At 60.7% G+C, this 22,518-nt stretch carries 19 protein-coding genes; 6 read left to right on the forward strand and 13 right to left on the reverse strand.

All coding sequences use genetic code 11. From position 1 onward, the window contains the following. Positions 1–25 precede the first annotated feature (25 nt). From FFI16_RS21005 to FFI16_RS21015, 3 genes are all read right to left on the reverse strand, one after another. A complete protein-coding gene (locus FFI16_RS21005; protein WP_178112698.1) occupies positions 26–1,270 on the reverse strand; it encodes a hypothetical protein in 1,245 nt (414 codons plus the stop codon). Between the two features lie 22 nt (positions 1,271–1,292). Further along, the gene (locus tag FFI16_RS21010; protein ID WP_138816674.1) at positions 1,293–3,815 is read right to left on the reverse strand and encodes a CS1-pili formation C-terminal domain-containing protein; all 2,523 of its coding nucleotides are present in this window, start codon (positions 3,813–3,815) and stop codon (positions 1,293–1,295) included. 108 nt (positions 3,816–3,923) lie between these two features. Continuing rightward, positions 3,924–4,421, reverse strand: a complete 498-nt coding sequence (locus FFI16_RS21015) for a CS1 type fimbrial major subunit (protein WP_138816675.1) — start codon at positions 4,419–4,421, stop codon at positions 3,924–3,926. A 484-nt stretch (positions 4,422–4,905) separates the two neighbouring features. Between FFI16_RS21015 and FFI16_RS21020 the strand changes: the two genes are divergently transcribed. Together FFI16_RS21020 and FFI16_RS21025 are read left to right on the forward strand one after the other, a co-directional pair. After that, positions 4,906–5,415, forward strand: coding sequence for a PadR family transcriptional regulator (locus tag FFI16_RS21020; RefSeq protein ID WP_138816676.1), 510 nt, complete (start codon positions 4,906–4,908; stop codon positions 5,413–5,415). Further along, entirely contained in the window at positions 5,412–6,179 is a 768-nt protein-coding gene (locus tag FFI16_RS21025; RefSeq protein WP_138816677.1) for a siderophore-interacting protein, read from the forward strand. Before FFI16_RS21020 ends, FFI16_RS21025 begins: the two co-directional genes overlap by 4 nt. 28 nt (positions 6,180–6,207) lie before the next feature. On the opposite strand, the gene FFI16_RS21030 is transcribed toward FFI16_RS21025, so the two are convergent. Further along, positions 6,208–6,834 carry a Pr6Pr family membrane protein gene (locus FFI16_RS21030; RefSeq protein WP_138816678.1) on the reverse strand — a complete coding sequence of 209 codons (627 nt, stop codon included), beginning with the start codon at positions 6,832–6,834 and terminating at the stop codon, positions 6,208–6,210. A 4-nt stretch (positions 6,835–6,838) separates the two neighbouring features. Then, complete coding sequence (locus FFI16_RS21035; RefSeq protein ID WP_010212838.1) at positions 6,839–7,072, reverse strand: VF530 family DNA-binding protein; 234 nt, start codon at positions 7,070–7,072, stop codon at positions 6,839–6,841. A gap of 204 nt (positions 7,073–7,276) precedes the next feature. Between FFI16_RS21035 and FFI16_RS21040 the strand changes: the two genes are divergently transcribed. Together FFI16_RS21040 and FFI16_RS21045 are read left to right on the forward strand one after the other, a co-directional pair. Then, positions 7,277–9,295: a TonB-dependent receptor gene (locus FFI16_RS21040; RefSeq protein WP_138816679.1), complete on the forward strand. Its 2,019-nt coding sequence runs from the start codon at positions 7,277–7,279 to the stop codon at positions 9,293–9,295. A 387-nt stretch (positions 9,296–9,682) separates the two neighbouring features. Next, a complete protein-coding gene (locus tag FFI16_RS21045) occupies positions 9,683–12,100 on the forward strand; it encodes a glucose/quinate/shikimate family membrane-bound PQQ-dependent dehydrogenase (protein ID WP_138816680.1) in 2,418 nt (805 codons plus the stop codon). Between the two features lie 89 nt (positions 12,101–12,189). On the opposite strand, the gene FFI16_RS21050 is transcribed toward FFI16_RS21045, so the two are convergent. Then, complete coding sequence (locus tag FFI16_RS21050; RefSeq protein WP_138816681.1) at positions 12,190–14,526, reverse strand: bifunctional diguanylate cyclase/phosphodiesterase; 2,337 nt, start codon at positions 14,524–14,526, stop codon at positions 12,190–12,192. Between the two features lie 339 nt (positions 14,527–14,865). On the opposite strand from FFI16_RS21050, the gene FFI16_RS21055 reads away from it, so the two are divergent. Together FFI16_RS21055 and FFI16_RS21060 are read left to right on the forward strand one after the other, a co-directional pair. Next, positions 14,866–15,423: a hypothetical protein gene (locus FFI16_RS21055; protein ID WP_138816682.1), complete on the forward strand. Its 558-nt coding sequence runs from the start codon at positions 14,866–14,868 to the stop codon at positions 15,421–15,423. A gap of 62 nt (positions 15,424–15,485) precedes the next feature. Continuing rightward, the gene (locus FFI16_RS21060; RefSeq protein WP_138816683.1) at positions 15,486–16,109 is read left to right on the forward strand and encodes a hypothetical protein; all 624 of its coding nucleotides are present in this window, start codon (positions 15,486–15,488) and stop codon (positions 16,107–16,109) included. 36 nt (positions 16,110–16,145) lie between these two features. Here the strand turns inward: FFI16_RS21060 and FFI16_RS21065 are convergent, their stop codons facing one another. The 7 genes from FFI16_RS21065 to FFI16_RS21095 all read right to left on the reverse strand — a co-directional run bounded on the left by FFI16_RS21065 (position 16,146) and on the right by FFI16_RS21095 (position 22,509). After that, positions 16,146–17,324, reverse strand: coding sequence for a PotD/PotF family extracellular solute-binding protein (locus FFI16_RS21065; protein ID WP_138816684.1), 1,179 nt, complete (start codon positions 17,322–17,324; stop codon positions 16,146–16,148). After that, positions 17,321–18,295, reverse strand: a complete 975-nt coding sequence (locus FFI16_RS21070; RefSeq protein ID WP_138816685.1) for a GTP-binding protein — start codon at positions 18,293–18,295, stop codon at positions 17,321–17,323. The genes FFI16_RS21065 and FFI16_RS21070 overlap by 4 nt, the downstream gene beginning before the upstream one ends. Then, positions 18,292–18,588 carry a hypothetical protein gene (locus tag FFI16_RS21075; protein WP_138816686.1) on the reverse strand — a complete coding sequence of 99 codons (297 nt, stop codon included), beginning with the start codon at positions 18,586–18,588 and terminating at the stop codon, positions 18,292–18,294. The genes FFI16_RS21070 and FFI16_RS21075 overlap by 4 nt, the downstream gene beginning before the upstream one ends. A gap of 13 nt (positions 18,589–18,601) precedes the next feature. Then, on the reverse strand, positions 18,602–19,351 hold the full coding sequence (locus FFI16_RS21080) for an SDR family NAD(P)-dependent oxidoreductase (protein WP_138816687.1): 750 nt from the start codon (positions 19,349–19,351) through the stop codon (positions 18,602–18,604). Between the two features lie 137 nt (positions 19,352–19,488). Beyond that, complete coding sequence (locus FFI16_RS21085; RefSeq protein ID WP_138816688.1) at positions 19,489–20,250, reverse strand: SDR family NAD(P)-dependent oxidoreductase; 762 nt, start codon at positions 20,248–20,250, stop codon at positions 19,489–19,491. Between the two features lie 10 nt (positions 20,251–20,260). Then, on the reverse strand, positions 20,261–21,601 hold the full coding sequence (locus tag FFI16_RS21090; protein WP_069786160.1) for an MFS transporter: 1,341 nt from the start codon (positions 21,599–21,601) through the stop codon (positions 20,261–20,263). Positions 21,602–21,630: 29 nt separating this feature from the next. After that, a complete protein-coding gene (locus FFI16_RS21095) occupies positions 21,631–22,509 on the reverse strand; it encodes a polysaccharide deacetylase (RefSeq protein WP_003234086.1) in 879 nt (292 codons plus the stop codon). Positions 22,510–22,518: the final 9 nt, after the last annotated feature.

The following is a 22,518-nucleotide window of genomic DNA, read 5'->3' on the forward strand; positions in this document are numbered from 1 at the left end:
CCGGCTGATAGGCGGAAATGCCCGCTCAGACTTCCGAATCCCAGATCACCGTGACCACGCCGGCATAGGTACTGCCCGAGTGTTCGAGCATGCCTTTGACGTCGTCTTTTTCCACGTCGAAGTGCAGTTTGCCCGGGCGGTTATTTACGTAGAACACCGGCTGGAACAGCTCCGTGCCTACACCGTCCAGACGCAGCGGCACCTTGTTCACTGACTGCCCGGCCTCGTTATTGAGGCCAAAGGGCAGCGTGACAGCGACCTGCAATGGCACCTGATCACCCGCGCCATTACGCAGGCCGCAGGTATTGCCCACCGCCAGGCCACACTCAAGCTGCATCTTGAAACGCCCGCTGGCGGAGATGGCGAAGGTCTGGTCACGAAACAGCCGCGACGGCTGGCGCCCACGATTGAGCCAGGCTTGCCAGCCGCCTTCGGGCAATAGCTCGATGCGATTACCGCCCGGCGGAAGATCAACCTTCAGGTCGTGCTCGACCGCCAACTGGAAGTTGAAGGTCAGCGAGCTTTCGGTGGACGCCATCACATCACCGAAATCAAAATCGCCGCCGGGACCGATGCTGTAATTGGTGGTGCCTCGGTACTCGCCGCTGGCCATGCCCAGTGGGTTGGGGGTTTTGAGTTCATACCCATATTCCAGATGGCTATAGGACAGGCGCGAGAAGGTCGCACCGGGGTTCACCGTGCAAGCGCCCGCATTTTCCGGGACGATCCAGAAGAACAGTGCATACGAGACAGAGGCCGCCAAGTAGTTAACGCCCTGGCACGGCGCCGCACCACTCCCCCAGTAATGGGCCCAGCCCGTCCCCCCATTGGCCCAACCAGCGACACCTGGTGGGCGAGGCACATCCCACCGGGTGCCGATGCCCGCAATGCGCATTTGCACCGTCTCGACCTCACCCGTGGCGACATGAGTGACCTGCACATCACGCCAGGATGAAGGCACTTGGAAATAGGCGCCTTTTCGTGGGTCTGTATGGTTGGCCTCAATCGGCTCTACCGAGTTGGCCCGGAATGCAGGGTCACGGATGCTGAAGGTATTCAACGCCTCACACCTGGCCGGTACGTGCCAGGCACAGACGCCACTGTGGGGCGTAGTGTTTTCGAACTTGTTGACCATCGGGTTCGAGGGGTTCGGCCGAAACACTGCCGTGATGTCCTGCACCAGTGCGTGCGCCGGCAAGCTCATGCCGCCCATCGTCAGCGCCAGAGCACACGAGCCCAGGCATTTTTTCGTTGTGTTGATCAAGGTCATGACAATCGAGTCCAAGGGGCCGTCAACCGGCGGTTTCGGCGTGATAGGTAGCTTCGGCCAAGGTGTCCGGTGTGCAGCGCAAGTCACCAATCATCAACACGTCGTTTTCGTTCGGCGCATTGCTGGGGTCCAAGCGAAACTGGCAAAGCAACTGGTTCTGGTAGCGCACTTGCAAGGTGGGCGCGCTGGAACTCATTTCCATCGAGAAAAACCCGTCCACCTCGCTGACCCCGCGGCTGGCGTGATTGATCACGTGATGCCCCTTGAGCGGTGCACCGCGCTCGTCCAACAACCGGCCGAGCACAGTGACGGTCTTCATCACCGTGATTTTGCGGTAGTCCACACCGCCCTTGTTCAGGTGATAACTGGCGCGGGTCGGTTGAATATTGGCGGCCGGCGGGTGGTTGCCTTCAAAGTCGAAGCTCACGCTGCTGCTTTTGTAGGCCGAGACCGGCACGTAGTTGCGCCCCGGCCGCAGGATCGCACCACCGCCACCGAGGTCGTCGGCGCGCAGTTCGATGTCGTCAAGATCGGTTTCAACGTCGATGATCATCCCCGCACCGTTACCCTGGTACTGGCTGCTCAGCAGCATCTTGCCGGCACCGGCGACAAAGGTGCTGTTGAGGTTCAAGCCGCCGCTCAGGTCGCCGTTGAAGGAACTGCGCTGCACAAAGCCGTCACCACTGACCGCGTCTGTATTGAAGCTGGCCATGCCCGACAGGCCAACACCGTAGGTATCGGTGATCGCAGTCGCGGAGACGCTTTGCAGCATGTGGTCGGTGAGGTCTTGGCGCACAGTCACCGAGGCATTGTTGTCGCGCCCACCGTCACGGGCGGTGCGGGTGCCGATACTGCCGGAAATTTGCCGACCTTCACTGCCCAGATTGACACTCACGCTCACATCCACGCCACGATTGCGCGCGTCATTGGTGCCCGCGCTGCCGGGCCGGTCGAACAGCGATAATCGCCAGTTGGCATCGCTGCCGAATAACCTGTCATGGCGGCTCCAACCCAGGTCCAGGCCGGCGCCCTCGACATTGCCTTCGCTGTGGGAGAGACGCATGTTCAGGGTGTTTTTCGCATCGAGGCGGTGGTTGAGCGACAACGCGGTATTGCTGGCCTCGCCCACGAACGTATTGCGGCGCAGGCGCGTACCGTCCGGCAGAGTTTCATAAGTGTCACGGGTGTCGAGCCAGCTGCGGTTGTGGCTGAACACCAGGTTGGTCGCGCCGAAGGTGTAGAGCCCTTGCAGGTCCATGCCGGTGCCGTGGTCCTGGGTCTGGTACAGGTTGGCATAGACGCTGGTGTTGTTGGCCACCGTCCAGTCCATCGAACCGCCGTATTGCAGTTGCTCGCGCACCTGGCGCGCCGAAAGCCCGAGGATCACACGCGGGTGCAGCAGATAGTTGAGGGACGCACCGGCCGTCATTGCGCCCGAAGCCTGTTCGTCCCAGTTGCTGAACAACTTGGTTTCGCGCCCGGCAAACAGGTTGTAGCGCCAGCGATCTTCGGCGTTGCGCCAGTTGCTGGGCTTGTAGACCAACTCCTGGGTAGTGCTGGTGGTCAGGCCGTCCTCCACCAGGCGCACTTCCACTTCATAAATGCCGCCGGGCAGTGGCCGGGTGTCCAGGGTGTGCAGGCCGGCTGCCACCGCCTGAGTGTTGATCAGCAAGCCGTTACGGTAGATCTCCACCGCCGCCTGACGGTTGGCGGTAACGTAGATCGGATACACGCTGGGCTTGGAGTTGTTGATGGCCAAGCTGTCGGAGCTGCCGTACATCAGGCCCAGCGCCGTATCGGGGCTGGCGCCGAAGCTGCGCAGTTGACGGGTGAGGCCGTCGGAATTGGGGGTGAAGTGGCCGAGGCGGAAAAACTGCCCCTGCAGTTCACGCTGGGTGTACAGCTCATGAATGGCATGGCGCATTGGCTCATCGGCGCCACTCTGGCGTGCCAGTTGCAAATTGAACACCTGGCTCCAGTTACCCAGGCTGGAACTGGCTTGCAAGCCATAGCGACCGCCCAGGCTGTCTTCCTGGCTGCCGTTGAGGTTGAGCTGGTTGTTAATGATCAGCCCCAGGCTGCCGCCTTCGGGCTGGTCATAGAAGCGCGGAGTGTCGTCAGTCAGTTCGACGTCCTGGGTGAGGATCGACAACTGGGAGCTTTCCAGGTTGTAGAACGCCGAGATCATTTTTTCCGGGCAGGCCTGGGTGCAGGCGCCCAAGGCCACGCCTTTTTCCAACAGCGCTTGCCAGGTATCACGGGTAGCGGCCGGGACTTTGCTGTCGCCGGTGTCGGTGAATTCCAGCAAGGTCACGCGATCATCCCGTGACAGCACGATCAGAGCCTCGCCCAGCGGTTGTTGGTCAAGGTCCACCCGCACCGCCAACGGCACGTCGAAAAAGTGATCACTGAAACCTGCGGGCAGGCCTTGGGCCTGGGTAATCAAGCTGCCAGGGGTTGCAGCGCCGGAGGCAGCAGGTGCAGCCAGCGCACTCGTACACATCAACAGCGCAAGCGCAGCCGCGATAGGCGTCATCGGAAACATGAACGGATACCCTGAATGCCAAGAGGTAAAAAAATCAGGTCGGCGGACAGAGGAGGGAATCAGCCGACCTGCAAGCGAATGCCCGTGATTAACAGGCACTCATTGGCATCACAGGGCTGGCAGTACGGCGTCGAACACCACCGGAATGGTGGTGGTGTAGGAACCGCGCTGAGTCGCCGTAGGCTTGGCCGCAGCGATGCGCATTTCCGCCCCCACACCTGGGGTGGAGTCGGCTTCGTTGACCACTTCCTGTGGCGTGCCGGTGAGGATCACCCCGTTGAGGGTGGTGGTAACCGGGATGTTCTGCGCGGCATCACCGTTGAACAGCACCGCCGGGCCACCTTCGATGTAGGCGGCAACCGAACCGTTGGTGTTCTTGATGTCGTAGATGGCACTCAGAGGAGCCAATTCACCGTTGACCAGGTTGTAGGTCATGGTCTCGTCACGGCCCCAGTTCGGATCACGCGGCTGGGCGTGGAACACGGTGGTCGGGATGTTTGCCTTGAGGTTGACGGTGTGGCTGGCTTCACCGGCAGCGATAGCGGTTACCGAGGAAGACAGCGCCAGAACAGCCAGGGGAACAGCAACAGCAAACTTCTTGAACATGGTCAATACCTATAGTTGACAATATGAGTGGGTTCGTCGAAAAGAAAGCCTTAAACAACGAATGACAGTGCTGGTTAGTTGAACCGCGCAATGCCAGGCAATAGTCAACTCAATCTAAAAACAGGTATGCAGGCGCATTCCAATATGCACGTAGCCCTTGTAAACAGGGCTCGCATGAAAAAGATGGCATTTTGCCAAAACTTTAAAAATAGCCGTAAGAATTAGACTACTTGAGCGCGAGAGCAGCAATAAGAAGCCGCTGTAAGAACGGTATTACAGAAGTAAGTATATATAAAGACCCGAACACCAGCCTGTCAGTTTGAGTACACACTCTAATTAAAGTTATAACTCTAACTTTCTTTTATTGTCCATGGCCCTTCGAAATTGAGCGGGTTGACGTGGCTCACGACCGCTGGTCGTCTCGGGCTATCGCCACCTAAAGATATATCTTAAGTTATATCTAAACATGACAGAGGATAGACACATGCGACATGAGCCTCGCAGCGAGTTTGAAAAACGCGGCGGCCGCGGCCCACGGGTATTCGCCCCTGGCGACCTGAAGCTGCTGCTGCCGGCCTTGATCGCCGAGCAGCCTTGCCACGGCTACGACCTGATCCGCCAGATCGAAAGTCTGTTCGACGGCGCCTACAGCCCCAGCCCCGGCGTGATCTACCCCACCCTGACCTTTCTCGAAGAGAGCGAGTTGATCAGCGGCGACGCCGAGAATGGAAAAAAACGCTACACAATCACCGACGCCGGTCGTCTCTTCTTAAGCGAGCAAGCCGTTGCCCTGGAAGGCGTGCGCATGCGCATTGATGTCAGCAAGCGCTCGCTGCGTGGCCACGACCGCCCACCGGAAATCCACGAGGCGGTGCATAACCTGCGCCACGCCTTGCATTCGCACCACGGGCGCTGGAGCCCGGAAGAAATCGTTCGTGTCGCGGCGCTGCTCAACGGCACCGCTCAAGCCATTGCCGACGGGAAAAACCAATGAATACTCAAGCTATCCATCGCGTTACCCACGAAATCAAACGCCGCCGCCTCGAAGTGCTGCGGGTGGTCGACATCACCCCACGCATGCGCCGCGTCACCTTGGGCGGGCCGGAACTGGCCGGTTTTATCAGCCTGGGGAGTGACGACCACATCAAGCTGCTGTTCCCACAGAACGCCGCCGAACAGGCCGCGCTGGAAAGCCCGACCTTCAACATCAAGGGCGACGGCCCGCAACCGGCCATGCGCGACTACACGCCACGGCGCTTCGACCTGAGCATCGGCGAGCTGGATATCGACTTCGTGCTGCACGGCGATGGCCCTGCCTCCACCTGGGCCGATCAGGTGCAAGTCGGCCAACACCTGTACATCGGTGGGCCGCGTGGCTCGATGATCGTGCCGGATATCTTCGACAGCTACTTGCTGATCGGTGATGAAACCGCGATACCGGCCATCGCCCGTCGCCTGGAAGAATTGCCGGCCGGGCGCAAGGTGCTGGCGGTGATTGAAATCGCCAACGCGGCGGAGCAGCAGCCACTGAACAGTGCCGCCGATGTGCAGGTGATGTGGGTGGTGCGCGGCCACGACGACCTGCTTGAAACCGTACGCAACCTGACCCTGCCGGGCGGCTCGCTGTACAGCTTTGTCGCGACTGAAACCAAGCTGTCGCGCCAGGTGCGCCGCGTGTTGCTGGACACGCACCAAGTCAATGAGGAGTTCCTCAAGGCCGTGGGTTACTGGCGTGCCGAGGGCAGCGAAGAGGAGTAAAGCCCTCAAGCCCACTGAAGCTCCCACATTAATTTGCAGGGGGCTTCAAGACTCTATCCAACCCCACCACCGCCAACGCAATCAGCACAAACCCCGCCAAAATCCCCCCGGCATTCACAAACACCTGTGGGTAACCGAGGCTGTCCACATCGATGAACGGGTACTGATACTGCCCCAGCAAATGCCCGCGCAGCAGCACATAGCCGAAGTACACCAGCGGGTAAATCACCCAAACGCCAATGTGTTTGAAGTGCAACGTGCGCTTGGGCACACACCGCCACCAATAGATCACAAACAGCACCGGCAGCACGTCGTGCAGCAACTCGTCGGCAATAAATTGAAAGCCGGTGGGGGTCCACAAGTGCCGTAGCAACAGGTTGTAAGCCAGGCTCACCACGACGATGCTCGTAGCAATAGCGCTGCTGACGGTGGGCGCCAGGAAGAACCGCTTTGCCGCCGACTCGCGCTTGACCAGCGCATAGCTCAACACCACAACAACCAGGGTGTTGGTCAGCACGGTGAAGAAACTGAAAAAGTTGATCAGCCCGCCCAACAGGCTCGCGCCAGCCTCCCAGCGCGAATAGAAAATCAGGTATTGCTGAATCGCCAGCCCTGTCCAGCCAGCCAGCGCCGCCGTGGCCACATACCGCTTCATGGCCTCAATCCAGCGGGCGTTTGGTACGCATCAGTTTGACGTACAAGCCTTCGACTTTCTCCCGCGCCCACGGCGTTTTGCGCAGGAAGGTCAGGCTCGACTTGATGCTCGGATCGCTCTTGAAACAGCGCACATCGATGCGTTCGGCCAGCCCGCTCCATTCGTAGTGCTCCACCAACGTGGTGAGGACGTGCTGCAGGGTCACGCCGTGAAGTGGGTCGTTGCTTGTCGCGGTCATGCCAGGCCTTTTGCAAAAAGAGGGAACACAGCCGCGCACCTTAGCCGACGAGGCGTAGAGGTGGAAGCACTGCATTGAATATAGCCCCTGGAAAAAAGTTCCCCTTTTCAGGCAAAAAAGAGATGTTATATTGTAACCATACTTATCAAGCCCGATACCGTTTAAGCCTTCTCTTTTCTGTGCCGTTTTACCAAGGAATGTGTGATGTCCCTCTCTTCTCTGTGGCGCTTGACCCCACTCGCCGCCGCCCTGCTGATCTGCTCCGAAGCCCACGCCCTGGAACTGCAACCCCAAGTCATTACCGGCAACCCGCTGGGCAGCGAACAACTCGCCTCGCCCACCACAGTGCTCGAAGGCGATGACCTGACCCTGCAACAAAAAGGCAGCCTCGGCGAAACCCTGAACAAGCAGCCGGGCGTGTCGTCGTCGTACTTCGGCCCAGGCGCCAGCCGCCCGATCATTCGTGGCCAGGACGGCGACCGTATTCGCATCCTGCGCAACGGCGTGGGCGCGCTGGATGCCTCGTCGCTGTCCTATGACCACGCCGTGCCGCTGGACCCGATCAACGTCGACCGTATCGAAATCGTGCGTGGCCCGGCTGCACTGTTGTACGGCGGCAGCGCCATCGGCGGCGTGGTCAACACCTTCGACAACCGCATTCCCACCGAGGCTATCGAAGGCATCCATGGCGCCGGTGAACTGCGCTACGGCGGTGCCGACACCACCCGCAGCAGTGCGGGCAAGCTGGAAGCCGGCAACGGCACCTTCGCCTTGCACCTGGACGCGAATGCGCGGGAATTCAACGACCTCAAAATCCCCGGCCAGGCCCGCAGCCGGCATGCCTCAGAGACCGAAGACGGCCCCGGCAAAAATGGCCGACTGGGCAACAGCGACGGGCGCCAGGATGGCGGTGCGGTCGGCGGTTCCTACACCTGGGACGACGGTTATGCGGGGCTGTCCTACAGCAACTACGACAGCAACTATGGCTCACCCGCCGAGCAAGACGTGCGCATCCGCATGAAGCAGGATCACTACGCCTTTGCGTCCGAGATCCGCAACCTGCAAGGCCCGTTCACCTCGGTGAAACTCGACGCCGGCTACACCGATTACGAACACCGTGAAATCGAAGGCGGCGAAACCGGTACGATCTTTAAGAACAAAGGCTATGAAGCCCGCGTTGAAGCGCGCCACCAGCCGCTCGGCCCGTTCGATGGCGTGGTCGGCGCCCAAGTAACGCGCAACGAGTTCTCGGCCCTGGGCGAAGAAGCCTTCGTGCCGCAGACCGACACCAACGCCGGCGCACTGTTTATTCTCGAAGAGATGCAGGCCACCGAGCGCCTCAAGCTCAGCCTTGGCGGGCGTGTAGAACATACCAATGTCGACCCGAACGCCAAGGGCAATGCGCGCTTTGCCGGTGCTGATAAATCCAATGACTTCACCGCCGGCAGCCTGTCGTCCGGCGCGGTGTACAGCCTTACGCCGGTGTGGTCACTGGCCGCGACACTCGGCTACACCGAGCGCGCACCCACCTTCTACGAGCTGTACGCCAACGGCGCCCACGTCGCCACCGGCACTTACGAGTTGGGTGACGCCAACCTGAAGAAAGAGAAAGCCGTGTCCAGCGACCTGGCACTGCGCTTTGACAACGGCACGCACAAGGGCAGTTTCGGCGTGTTCTATAGCCGCTTCTCCAACTACATCGGCTTGCTGGGCACAGGGCGCACGTTGAACGATGAAGGTGAAGAAGACGCGGGCGGTAACCCTGAGTACAAATACTCCGGCGTGCGTGCACGTTTCGCCGGTTTCGAAGCCCAGGATCACTGGAAGTTGGGCGAAGGCGCCTACGGCAAGTTCGCCCTGGAGCTGTCGGGCGATTACACCCGCGCCACCAACCTGGATACTGGCGAAGCCTTGCCACGTATTGCGCCGCTGCGCCTGAACAGCGGCTTGCTGTGGGAACTGGACCGCTGGCAGGCGCGGATCGACGTGGAACACGCCGCAGGCCAAGGCAGAGTGCCGGACAACGAAAGCGGCACCGACGGCTACACCACCTTGGGCGCCAGCGCCGGTTATCACTTCAATGTGGGTGGCAGCCAGTGGCTGGCGTTCGTCAATGGCGAAAACCTGACCAACCAGACCGTGCGCTATGCCAGCTCGATCCTGCGTGATATCGCCCCGGCACCTGGGCGCAGCGTGCAGTTTGGCGTGCGCACCACCTTCTAGAAATCAGCGCAATTCTTCTGTGGGAGCCGTGCTCCCACAGAAGCCAGGCATTACAGGCATTCTTGCAGCGACGTTCTGTCACTGTTACCAGATCTGAAATGATGCATCTCTCTAATTACCCTTTCTCAAAACGAGAAGGCGCTTTATCCTTGCCGCAACAAACTGAAACGTTTCACGCCTGCGGTCGATCCCATCTTGCCGAATGTTCCCTGCCTTAAAGACAGCGCTGTCTTAAACCGACCTGCGCGTGGGATTCAATCGCCCGCCTGTGGATAACTGACTTATCCCCAGAAAAACCCAAATTAACGCTGAACCAAGCCCGCGCCGAATCGTCATCTACAGTGAAGCACGGGGTTACATAATTCCAACGTAACGGAGAAACACACTATGAGCACTGATGGTGCCTCAAGCCCAAGCCGCCTGTTGCCCAGGCTGCTGGGGGTCTTGCTGCTGATCATGGGGCTGGCCTTGCTGGCTGGCGGCGTCAAGCTGAGCATGCTCGGCGGATCGCTGTACTACCTGCTGGCCGGTATCGGCATCGCCCTCACCGGCGTATTGCTGCTGGCTACCCGCCGCGCTGCGCTGGGCCTGTACGCACTGGTGCTGTTCGCCAGTACCGTGTGGGCACTGTGGGAAGTCGGCCTGGACTGGTGGCAATTGGTGCCGCGCCTGGCCCTATTGTTCGCCTTGGGCATCGTCTTGCTGCTGCCGTGGTTTCGCCGTCCGTTGCTGCGTGGCCAACCCGCGCCGCTGGGCACTGGCGCGCTGAGCGTGGCCGTGGTGCTGGCGGGCGCAACCGCCCTGGCCAGCCAGTTCACCAACCCGGGTGAGATGGTCAAGACCGGCCAACTGGATCGCGACGCAGCGCCAGGCATGGCCAGCGCTGCACCGGCCCAGGCCGATGGTGACTGGAACTCCTATGGCCGCTCGGCCTTCGGTGATCGTTACTCGCCACTGGCGCAGATCACCCCGGAAAACGCCCACAAGCTGGTGCCGGCGTGGACCTATCGCACTGGTGACATCCCTGGCCCAGGCGATCCCGGTGAAACCACCGCAGAAAACACCCCGCTGAAAGTCAACGGCATGCTCTACGTGTGCACGCCGCACAGCCAGGTGATCGCGCTGGACCCGGACACCGGCAAGGAAATCTGGCGCTTCGATCCGAAGATCAGCAGCCAGGGCGCCGAGAACTTCAAGGGTTGGGCGCACATGACCTGCCGTGGTGTGTCGTATCACGATGACGCCGCCTACGCTTCCGAACAGAGCCCGACCGGCAGCGCCAGCCCGGCTGCGGCACCGAATGCCTGCCCGAAACGCATCTTCGTGCCGACCGCCGACACCCGCCTGATCGCCCTGAACGCCGACACCGGCAAGATGTGCGAAGACTTCGGTGACAAAGGCCAGGTCGACCTGCGCGCCAACATCGGCAGCTTCGCCCCAGGCGGTTACTACTCCACCTCGCCACCGGCCGTGACCAAGAACCTGGTCGTGATCGGCGGTCACGTGACCGACAACGTCTCCACCGACGAGCCTAGCGGCGTGATCCGCGCGTTCGACGTACACACCGGCAAGCTGGTGTGGAATTGGGACAGCGGCAACCCGGACGACACCACCCCGTTGGCCGAGGGCAAGACCTACACCCGCAACTCGCCGAACATGTGGTCCATGTTCAGTGTCGATGAAAAACTCGGCATGCTCTACCTGCCGATGGGCAACCAGATGCCTGACCAATACGGCGGCGACCGTACCGAAGATTCGGAAAAATACAGCGCCGGCCTGACCGCGCTGGACATCGACACCGGCCACGTGAAGTGGACCTTCCAGTTCACCCACCATGACCTGTGGGACATGGACGTGGGCGGCCAGCCTTCGCTGATCGATATCAAGACCGCTGACGGCGTCAAGCAAGCGGTAATGGCCTCGACCAAGCAGGGCAGCATCTACGTGCTGGACCGCAGCAACGGCAAGCCGGTGGTGCCGATCAACGAAATCCCTGTACCGCAAGGCGCAGTGGCCGGTGATCACACCTCGCCTACCCAACCGAAGTCCGACCTCAACTTCATGCCGCCGCCGTTGAAAGAACGCGACATGTGGGGCGTGACGCCGTTTGACCAGATGCTGTGCCGGATTGATTTCAAATCCATGCGCTACGACGGTCCGTTCACCCCGCCATCGCTGCAAGGTTCGATCGTTTACCCAGGCAACTTCGGCGTGTTCGACTGGGGTGGTATCTCGGTTGATCCGGTTCGCCAGATCGCTTTCGTGAACCCGAGCTACATGGCGTTCAAATCCAAACTGATCCCGGCGGCCGAGATTGCCAAGCAAGGCCCGCGCGTCAGCGAAACCGAGGGCGTGCAGCCGAACAAAGGCGCGCCGTACGGCGTGATCCTCGAAGCACTGCTGTCGCCTTTGGGCCTGCCGTGCCAGGCACCGGCGTGGGGTTATGTGGCGGCGGTCGACCTGACCAACCACCAGACCATCTGGATGCACAAGAACGGCACCGTGCGTGACAGCTCGCCGGTTCCGATCCCGCTGACCATGGGCGTGCCTAGCCTGGGCGGTACGTTCACCACCGCCGGCGGCGTCGCGTTCCTCAGCGGCACCCTCGACCAGTACCTGCGTGCCTATGACGTGAAAAACGGCAAGCAACTGTGGGAAGGCCGCCTGCCTGCAGGCGCGCAGACCACACCGATGACCTACACCGGCAAGGACGGCAAGCAGTACGTGCTGGTCATGGCCGGCGGTCACGGCTCGCTGGGCACCAAGCAGGGTGACTATGTGATGGCGTTCAAACTGCCGGATTAAGCTGAACCGGCGGTAAAACAAAGGCGGCTACCTTCACGGGTAGCCGCCTTTTTTATGCCCTATGAGGATCCAATGTGGGAGATCAAGGTTTACAACACGACTCTTTCGCGCCGCATCCACATCTCAAACGCCATGGCATTCAACGGCCGGCTGATTAGATAACCTTGGGCGGTGTCGCACTTCCACTGCCTGAGCAACTTCAGACTGGGCTCGAATTCCACGCCCTCCGCTACTACCTTGAGCCCCAGGTTATGGCTCATCTCGATGGTCGAGCGCACGATTACGCCGTCGCCACTGGCGCTGTCGAGGTTGCGGATAAACGACTGGTCGATCTTCAATTCCTGCACCGGCAAACGCTGCAATTGCGCCAGCGATGAATAGCCCGTGCCGAAGTCATCCACCGACAGGCTGATACCGCAGCCACGCAGCTGTTCCAGGACCACGAGGGCCTGTTGTGGGTTATGCATGATCGCGCTTTCGGTGATCTCGAAAATCAGTTGCTCGGCCGAGACCTTGTACTGCATCAACAAGGCGGTGACGCGTATGGCCAAGTCATCATCAGCCAAATCATCCACCGAGATATTGACCGAGAGTTGCAGGTGCAAACCCCGTTGCGCCCACTCGGCCATTTGCCGGATCGCCTCCTCGATCGCCCACAAAGTCAGGCTGCCCATGCTGCCGGTACGCTCGGCCAGCGGGATAAATTCGGTGGGCGACACCTGCCCAAGCGTCGGATGCTGCCAGCGCAACAAGGCTTCCGCCTGACGTACATGGCCGTGCTTGAGGTCCAGTTTAGGCTGATAACACAGGAATAATTCACCCTCGACCACCGCCCGGCGCAGGTCGCGAATCAAGGTGATCTGGCGCTGGTGGGCAAGGTCGCGGTCTTGCTGGTAGATCTGCAAATGCCCCGGCAAGCTCGCTGCATCATGCCGGGCAATGGCCGCACGGCTGATCAACTCTTCGACCTGCTGGCCGTCGGTGGGGTAGGCGGCGATGCCGATGCTGACTTCATGGCGCACCTCATCATTGCCGATGCGCTGGGGTTCGGTGAGCAGCCCGTAAAGACGGTCGGCGCGGGCCACGGCGCGGTCGATCTCGGTGTTTTCCAGCAACAGCAGAAACTCACTGCCAGCGATGCGCGCTGCGGTGTCGCTGGCCAGCAGGCTCATGGACAAGCAGCGGCTGGCCTCACGCAGCATTTCTTCGACGCCTTGAGGGCCGAAGCCTTCGTTGATCACCCGGTAGTTTTCGATCCCCAGGTACAGCAACACCACCGGCCGCCGCGCACTGATCGCACTGCCCAGGCGCTCCATAGCCAAGGCGCGGTTGGGCAAGCCGGTGAGCGGATCATGCAAGGCGTTATGCGCCAGTTGCCGCTCGCGCACAGCGATGCCGCTTTGCATGGCGTTGAAAGCGCGTGCCAGCAAGCCGAATTCATCATGGCTGCGCACCCGCACCGGCGTGCGGTAGTCACCGGCACCAATGCGTTCAGCGGCCTCGACCAAGGCAGTTAGCGGGCGCGATACACGTCGCGCCAAAAACAATGCGGCCACCAGCGACACCAGCAGCACCGCCAGGGCGATGCCGAGAAACTGCCGGTCCAGCGGCGCAAAGGATTCCAGCGCATGGTCCAGCGGGCTTTGCAGCAACACGCGCACTTGATCGCCATCGCCAGTGTTGGCCAGCGGCAGCACCTGGCTCAACACACGTTGCCCGTGAAACACATTGATCTGCGCCTCAGGGTTGGGGTGGCTGTCGCGCATCAGGCTGATGACGGTGTCTTGATAGGCCTCAGGCTGGGTGCTGAACAACTGGCCAACGCGGCCGTCCTGCTCACTGAGGAACGACACTTCAAGGTTGCTCATGGAGCGCAATTCATTGGCGAACAACTTGTCCATGGGAAAACCCATGACCACACGGGCGATGGGCTGCGGGTCGAGCACTTCATCCTGCACCAGCAAATACGGCTGCCCGTCCATGGCGACGATGAGCATTTGCTGGCCACTGCGCCGCGCATGACGCAAGGCCGCCTCATAGGGAAACAGCGTGCCCTGTACCAACACCGGCAAGGTGCTGACCTTTACCTTGCTATCCAGGCCGAGGACAAACACCTCGGTGGAGCGGATACCGGTGCCATGCCGGCGCAATGCAGTCAGGATCGAATCAGCCTTGGCCTCGATCACTGCCTGTTTGAAAGGACCGTCCACCGTCAGCCAGTCCAGGCCGTATTGCAGGCGGCGCCCGCGCAGGTCCAGCAGGCGCTCAAACACTTGGATGCCGGTACTGAGTTGTACCTGGGCCTGGTTCTCCACGGCACGGCTGGTAGCAGCCTTGACCGCAAAGTATGTGGCCGCCACCACCACCAGCAACAACAGCGCCAGCACCCCGGCGATACGGGTCTGGAACGTGTGGCGCCACTGCATTGCCGAACCCTGCGGCCGCGTTCGCCTCTCTGTGCCACTGGGTCCCTTGCTCATACGCATCCCTGACGACGGCTGATCTGGCGTCAAAAAAATATCTTTTTTTATTCAGTAGTTGGTTTTAGCAGATTAGCTGGGAGCTGGGATAAGTACACCCAATAATCCCGGGCGTGCTCGCGTCATATTACTGACGACCTACGGCTGACCCAGGGGCGCCGGCAAAAGCACTGCGTTCAAATTCACGCGTATCAAGACCTTTCCCACGTGTTGCGTCGGAGGGCGTGCATAGCGATCACATGCGAGTAATGAAAATATCGAGGTTCTTATTTCAAGGAAGTAGCCATGCGATATTTGAAGATCACGGCTCAGGATGACTACGACAACGATGTTATCGACGCCGTTTACCTGGAATTTTTTGACGGTATCAGCCCTAAGCCTGTCGCTGAAGCGTTGGTCATGAATACGTCGGAGCAAGACTACGGAAAATTAAAGTGGGTGTTGGCCGAAGACATTGATGGCAACGGCGTCGACAATAAAGTCGATGGCGATTTGGCACGCGCCCTGGCGAGGCAGTTTCTCAAGTTCAAATGGTGGAAGGTTGATCCCCCCTTTGACCGCTACCTGGAAATCTACTCCGAAGACCTTGATCTGGACGGCAAGCCCGACCTCGTACGGTTGAGGTTCCATCAAGGCGAAGGCGTACCGAGCGACACGACCTTGGTCAAAGCCGCCGCCTGTGTGTTTCTCAATGACTGTGCCGGCGGCAACGTCAGCCTCCATGTAAATACAAACCCGACTGACGATGCCTGGAATGCCGCGCGGGTGGTGGACCTGTGCCGTGACTTTCTGAAGTGCGATTGGAATAACACGCGCACAACAAGACCTAGCGCAGATCAGTGAGCAACGTTAGTCGACACGGCTGACATTCTGGTTTTTCATCTCTTACTTTTATTGGTATTTTTATGCGCTACTTAATCTTGCGTGCTCATGATGTTGATAACAGCGACAAGCCCGATGTTGTTTACTTGGACTTTTACGATCACGCCCTGCCGAAGCCTCTCGCTTTAAAAGCCACATTGTTCGATATCAACAGTGACGGCAAACTTGATTGGAGCCTGGCCGACGACATCAACAATAATGGTGTAGCCGACAAACTCGATGAGGTCATGGCGCTTGAATTCGCCCAACAGTTCTTTGAGTTCAACTGGTTCAGCCCGGACGCGCCTTTCGATAAGTACCTCAAGATCTTTGCCGAAGACTTCGATGCCAATGGCATACCTGACACCGTACGCCTGCATTTTCATCAGGGTGCGGGTGAGCCTCGCGATGAAACCATTGCCTACACGGCAGCGCTGTATAAAAACGGCGATGGATCCGGTAACGGCACGACTGTGAACTGGGATGTGAACAACGACGGCAAGGCCAACGCCGTCGACAACGAACTGGTCCGTCGCTTCTGTAGAAACTTCCTGGTATTGGGCTGGCATGATGCGCACCCATGCAAACCGCCGAAAAAACCGAACAATCCAAAACCGCCAAAACAACCGCGTAAACCGGTGACTCCCCGCCCGAAAAAAACCTGCTGATGGCGAGAGGGCCGGTATACCGGCCCATCCTACGGACTAATTCATGACCCGAGCACGCATAAAGTCGCCCCAACGCCGCACCAGGTAGTTGTGCTCATCCATCACCGAGTTCCACACCGCGATATGCCCCATGCGTCGCTCGTAGGAGCCGCCATCGCGCACGTCACCGATGTCGATCAACGGCAAACCATCGCTGCCTGGCAACTCCTCGCGGGCTGGCAGGCCGGCGTACCAGTAATCCCACTCGGCGCTGCTCAAATGGTCGCGGGTGCGCGCCGGGTTGCCGATGTAGTAACCCTGGCGCGCCATCACCGCACCCGGCCAACCCGACAACCACCAATTGAGATAGGCATACGCCGCATCCAGCACCGAGCCCTGGGCATGGCGTGACAACGACAAGCCGCCAAACCAGGCGCGATAGCCTTCCCGCGGCACCGCCAGCCGGTACTTCACACCCGCACGGTGCAGGCGCATCAAGGTCGGCGACCACAGGCTCTGGATATCGATGCTTGGGCTGAGCATCAACTGCGCGGCTTCTTCATCATCGGACCAGAACGCGGCGAAGTGCCCTTCCTTTTGCTTGCGCACCAGGATGTCGGCGAGCACATCGATCTCTTCGATGCTCATGTTGCCGATGTCCTTGAACTGCGCCAGCCCTGCGCCCTGCACGGCCAACGCCGCATCCAGAGCGCCGATCGCCGCATCACTTTGCAACGCGGTACGCGCGCGCCAGGCCGGATCGAGCAGCCAGCCCCAGCTTTCATTGCCGTGGCTGAAGCCGTCGGGCAAACGCTCGGGGCGGTAGGCAAAACTGTCGGCGTTGTGAGTCAGCGGCAGCATGCTGATGCGCTCGGTCACCGTGCTGCCGAGGCTGCCGTCGTGCTGCACGAACAAGCGTTCACTGGGCACGCTGCCGCTGCCCAGGCGGTCGCTGGCCGACAGCCGGCCGCGCTTGGGCAGGTCGTTGATCTCATGCCACAACGCAATACGCCGTGTGTCGATGGGCTGGATCGCCCGCGCCGGCCACACGAAGTCGACGTTGTGAAACCACTGGTCGTACAGGTCGTAACTCTCGGGTTGCATCACCGCAATGCGCTGGGCCTGCGCCACATCGTGGACCTGGTACACCAGGCGAATGCCCAGCTCTTGCTCGGCACGCACGCGCAGGCATTCCAGCAAGGTCACGGAAGTACCGAGGACACGCAGTGTGATCATGCCGCAAACCGCCGTGAGAACACTTCAAAGGAGCGTCGCAACAGCGCCGGGTCGAGGCCACGCAGGATAAACACCAGGCGTGACTGGCGGTCGGTGCCTGGCCATGCTGGCAAATGCACCGGGGCATGCAGGCAGTGCTGCACGCCATGAATAACGATGGGGGCCGAGCTTGCGTTCACGTTAAGCAGTCCTTTGACGCGAAGGATTCGTTCGCCGTGGCATCTTAACAGCATCGACAACCACACCCCGAAGCCCACCCAATCGAGTGGCTGCTCAAAGGTCAGGCAGCAGACCTGCGCGGCACCGTGGGTCGCCGTAGTGGTGCGGTGCAGCTGCCAACGGCTGACTTCAACCGCCGGCTCTGCACTGCGCAAACCTTCGCCGAGCAGCAGTTGGTCGCCGCTATGGATCTCGTGAGTATTGAGGATCGGCGTGCCAGCGTTGAGCGCCTGCAAGTGCGTGCGCAGTGAGTCGCTGTCGCCCGCCAGATCAGTCTTGCTCAACAGCAGCCTGTCCGCCGCCGCCACCTGGGCCAACCACTCCGGGTGCAGGCGTTCCTGCAGCTCGGCGTGGCTGGCATCGACCAAAGTAATCACCAGGCCGATATGAAAACGCCCACGCAGTTGCACGTCGTTGTTCAAGGTGGCGAGGATCGGCGCCGGGTCGGCCAGGCCGGTAGTCTCGAGGATCACACGTTTGAACGCCGGTATCTCACCGCGTTCACGGCGCTGCAACAGGCTGAGCAACGCGTCTTTCAACTCGCCGCGAATCGAGCAGCACACGCAGCCGCTGGGCAGCAACACGGTGTCTGGCGCGACCTCTTCCACCAACAGATGGTCGATGCCGATATCACCGAATTCATTGATCAACAGGGCGGTATCACCCAGGCTTTCGCCTTGCAGCAAACGCTTGAGCAAGGTGGTTTTGCCACTGCCGAGGAAGCCGGTGATGACATTAAGGGCAATGCTCATGACGACTCCAGATGATCGAGCAATCGTGGGTCAAGCGGGTCCAACGGGCGACCTAGCATGGTCTGCGCCGCCTGCCAGAGTTGATCCAGGCCACTCGCCAGCGCCTGTTTGCCGGTAGCGCCCAACAGCAGATAGGACGCGCCCTGGAAGTCTTCAACCTTGAGCCGGAACACTGCCAGCACCTGATTGATCGCCGCAATCCGGCGCAGGCGCTCGCGGCGCCTGGGCAGCTCATCGCCCAAGGGGTCGCTCCAGTGCAGGTCTTCACCGAGCAAGCCGCAGAGTCCGCACATGCTTACACCTCACTCATGGCATGACATCGCCGGAGTTCGGGCCGAGCGTCTGGCCGACAAACAGGTTGCCACCCGGCTCGCTGGCGAGCAGTACGGCGGTCGGCGCCACCTCATCGGCCAGGCCAAAGCGGCCCAAGGGCAACTCGGCGGCTTTGGCGCGCTTCCAGTCTGCGCTGATGCCGCCCACCAACGGCGTCTCGATCGGGCCGGGGGCGATGGCATTGACCAGCACGTTGTCTTTGGCCACTTCCAGCGCCAGGGATTTGGTGAAGCCGATCACTCCAGCCTTGGCCGCGGCATAGTGGGTCAACTCGGCACCGCCCTTGATGCCCAGTTGCGAGGCCACATTGATGATGCGGCCCCAACGCTGCGCGAGCATGTGCGGCAAGGCGCGCTGACTGGCAACGAACACACTGGTGAGGTCGACGCGCAGCATGTCGTTCCACATCTCGACGGAGAGGTCGACGCAGCGCGCCTGGGTGAGCATGCCGGCATTGTTGACCAGAATATCGATGCCGCCGAAGTGCTCGACGCAACGGTCGACGCTGGCCTGGGCGCCTTCGACGCTGCCCACATCGGCCAGGCACTCGATCACCTCGGCGCCGAGGTTGCGGCAGGTGATCGCGGTTTCGGCGAGGCTCGCGGCGTTGCGGTCGGTCAGCAGCAAGCGTGCGCCTTCAGCGGCGTAGGCACGGGCGATGGCGGCACCGATGCCGCTGCCGGCGCCGGTGATCACAGCGCGACGGTTAATGAGTTGGGACATACAAGTCTCCTTGGACAAACACAGTTCCAATGTGGGAGCGGGCTTGCTCGCGAATACGGTGGGTCAGTAACAAATGCATCGACTGACACGGCGCATTCGCGAGCAAGCCCGCTCCCACATTTTTAGATCGTATCCAGTCAATCGGGCCAGCGCACAGTCAAGCCACCGTCGATAACGATGCTTTGGCCAGTCAAGTAACTCGACGCCTCACTGGTCAAAAACTGCACCAGCGACGCCACCTCATCCGCCCGCCCTACCCGGCCCAACGGAATCGCCCGCGCGGCCTTGGCCAAGCCTTCCGGCCCCAAAGAGTTCTTCGCATCCAACGACTGCGGCGTCTCGATCAACCCCGGTATCACCGCATTGCAACGAATCCCCAGCGCCGCCAACTCCACCGCCAGCGAACGGCACAACCCCGGCACACCGGCTTTTGCTGCTGCGTAATGGCTGTGTTCCTGCCAGCCATACACCCCGCCGGCAATCGATGAAATCGCCACCAGCGCGCCGCCCTCTTTCATGTGCCGGCTTGCGGCGCGGAAGGTGCGCATCACCCCCGTGAGGTCGACATTGAGCATCTCGTTCCACAGCTCATCGGTCATCTCCAGCAACGGCGCGCGGCGCAGCAAACCGGCGTTGGCCACGGCATAATCGAGGCGGCCGAAGTGCTGCACGGCGGCCTCGGCCAGGGCGTCTACCGAGGCGCTATTACCCACGTCCAGTGGCAGCATCAGGCATTCGCCGCCGGCTTCTTTCACCAGGGCCACGGTGGTATGCGGGTCATGGGGATCGGCCGGGAAGTACCCGCCGACCACCGCCACGCCACTGCGCGCATACGCCACAGCAAGGGCTTGGCCGATGCCGCTGGCGGCACCGGTAATCAAGGCAACTTTACGGCTCATCTAACACTCCTTACTGAACGGTTTCCGGGCGCACATGGCGTGCGGCAAACATCAACGCGCCGGACAAGAAGCACGGCAGCGCGCCGAACCACAGCGCGGCGGTTTGCCAGTCACTGCCGGCGGACAACACCTGGGTGGCGCCAAACCCTGCGACCACTGCACCAATCGGCCCCATGGCATGGATGATCGCGCCGCCGGTGGCACGGATGCTGGTCGGGAAGCTCTCGCTGATAAAGAACAACGCCGCCGAATACGGCCCGATCAGGAAGAACAGGCCCAGGCTGTACAGCCCCACCACCATCGGCATATTGCTCGGGCCGAACAGCATCCCCGCAAACGCCAGGCCGCCGAGCATCCAGCCCAGGCCGATGACATTGCGGCGGCCGATCTTGTCGCCCATCCAGCCGTGGGTCAGGTAACCGCAGTAGCCCACCAGGTTGGAGAGCACGAGGATGATCAGTGAATTCTCGAACGAAATATGGTGCACGCTGACGATCACCGAGGTGCCGAGCACGCTGAACACCTGGATGGCCGCCCAGTTGAGCAACAGCGCGGCGCCGATCACCAGCGTGGCGCGCCGGGCCGGGCCACGGAAGGCGGCTTTAAGGCCAGCCTTGCTGTGTTCGTCGTAGTCGACGCCGTAAGTCACGGCGACGTTTTGCGCTTCTTTCACCGCGCCGCTTTTACGCAGCTCACTGATGCGCTGATGGATCTGGAACTGCGGGCTCTCCTTGAGCTTGCGCGCCATGATCGCGATCACGATGGCCGGGATCGCTGCAAAGATGAAGCAACCCTGCCAGCCGATAATCGGCAGCAACAGCGCAGTCAACCCGGCGGCGATCAACGCACCCACCGGCCAGCCGCCCTGCACCAGGCTGTAGATAAACCCACGGCGCTTGGTCAGTCGCGGGTCTTCGGAGGCGCCATACAACTCGCTCAGGTAGGTGGCGTTGACGGTTTCCTCGGCATAGCCCAGGCCACCCAAAGAACGAATCAGAATCAGCGGCGACTTGCCCCACGCGCCGCCAATCGCGGTAAGTGCCGAGCAAAGCGCGGAACCGGCCACGGTAAAAATAATGCCTTTGCGCCGGCCCAACTTGTCGACAACCGGGCCAATCGCAAAGGCGACGACCGCCGTACCCACCGCCACCCACGTTGCGATTTCAGCTTGCTCCACTTCACCCCAGCCAAAGTGCCGGCCGATCTCCGGCAGCAAAGTGCCGAACAGGATGAAGTCATACACCGCAAACACCCAGGCGAAAAACGCGATCCAGGTAGCAAAGCGCACCTCCTGGGACGTCAGTTGCCGGGGTTTCCAGCCAGTCAGGTCAAGCTTGTTGTAGATGGACATAATCGCGCCTCGGGGGATGGGCAAAGGGGTCAGGTACGCGGTTGGCGGCGGATAAAGTCGTCGGCGATTTCGTCGAAGGTGACGAAGCGCACGCCGGCATGGCTCTGGATGTGTTCGATCAGACGCTCGAGCATCAACAGCACTTGCGGGCGACCGGACACGTCGGGGTGGATGGTCATGGTGAACACCGCGTGTTCGTGTTCGCGGTAGACCCAGTCGAACTGGTCGCGCCACATTTCTTCCAGGTGACGCGGGTTGACGAAGCCGTGGCTGTTGGGGGCCTTTTTGATGAACATCATCGGCGGCAGGTCGTCGAGGTACCAGTTGGCAGGGATTTCCACCAGGTCGGTTTCTTCGCCGCGCACCAATGGTTTCATCCAGGTATCCGGGTGCTGGCTGTAATCGATCTTGGTCCAGCTGTCGCCCTTGCGCACGTAGTACGGGTGGAAGTCGTTGTGCATCAGGCTGTGGTCGTACTTGATGCCTTTTTTCAGCAGCAGCTCATTGGTGACCTTGCTGAATTCCCACCAGGGCGCGACATAACCGGTCGGGCGTTTGCCGGTAACCTGGGTGATCAGCTCGATGGATTTATCCAGCACGATTTCTTCCTGCTCGGCCGTCATCGCAATCGGGTTTTCGTGGCTGTAGCCGTGCACACCGATTTCGTGGCCGGCATCGGCCACCGCCTTCATCTGCTCGGGGAAGGTTTCCATCGAGTGGCCGGGAATAAACCAGGTAGTGCGCAGGCCGTAGCGCTCGAACAGTTTGAGCAGGCGCGGCGCGCCAATTTCACCCGCGAACAGGCCGCGGGAGATGTCGTCCGGCGAGTCTTCACCGCCGTAGGAACCGAGCCAGCCGGCGACGGCGTCTACGTCAACGCCAAATGCACAGAGAATGTCTTTAGCCATGGTATGTCT

Origin of the sequence: Pseudomonas sp. KBS0710, from assembly GCF_005938045.2 — a bacterium.
Lineage (GTDB): Bacteria > Pseudomonadota > Gammaproteobacteria > Pseudomonadales > Pseudomonadaceae > Aquipseudomonas.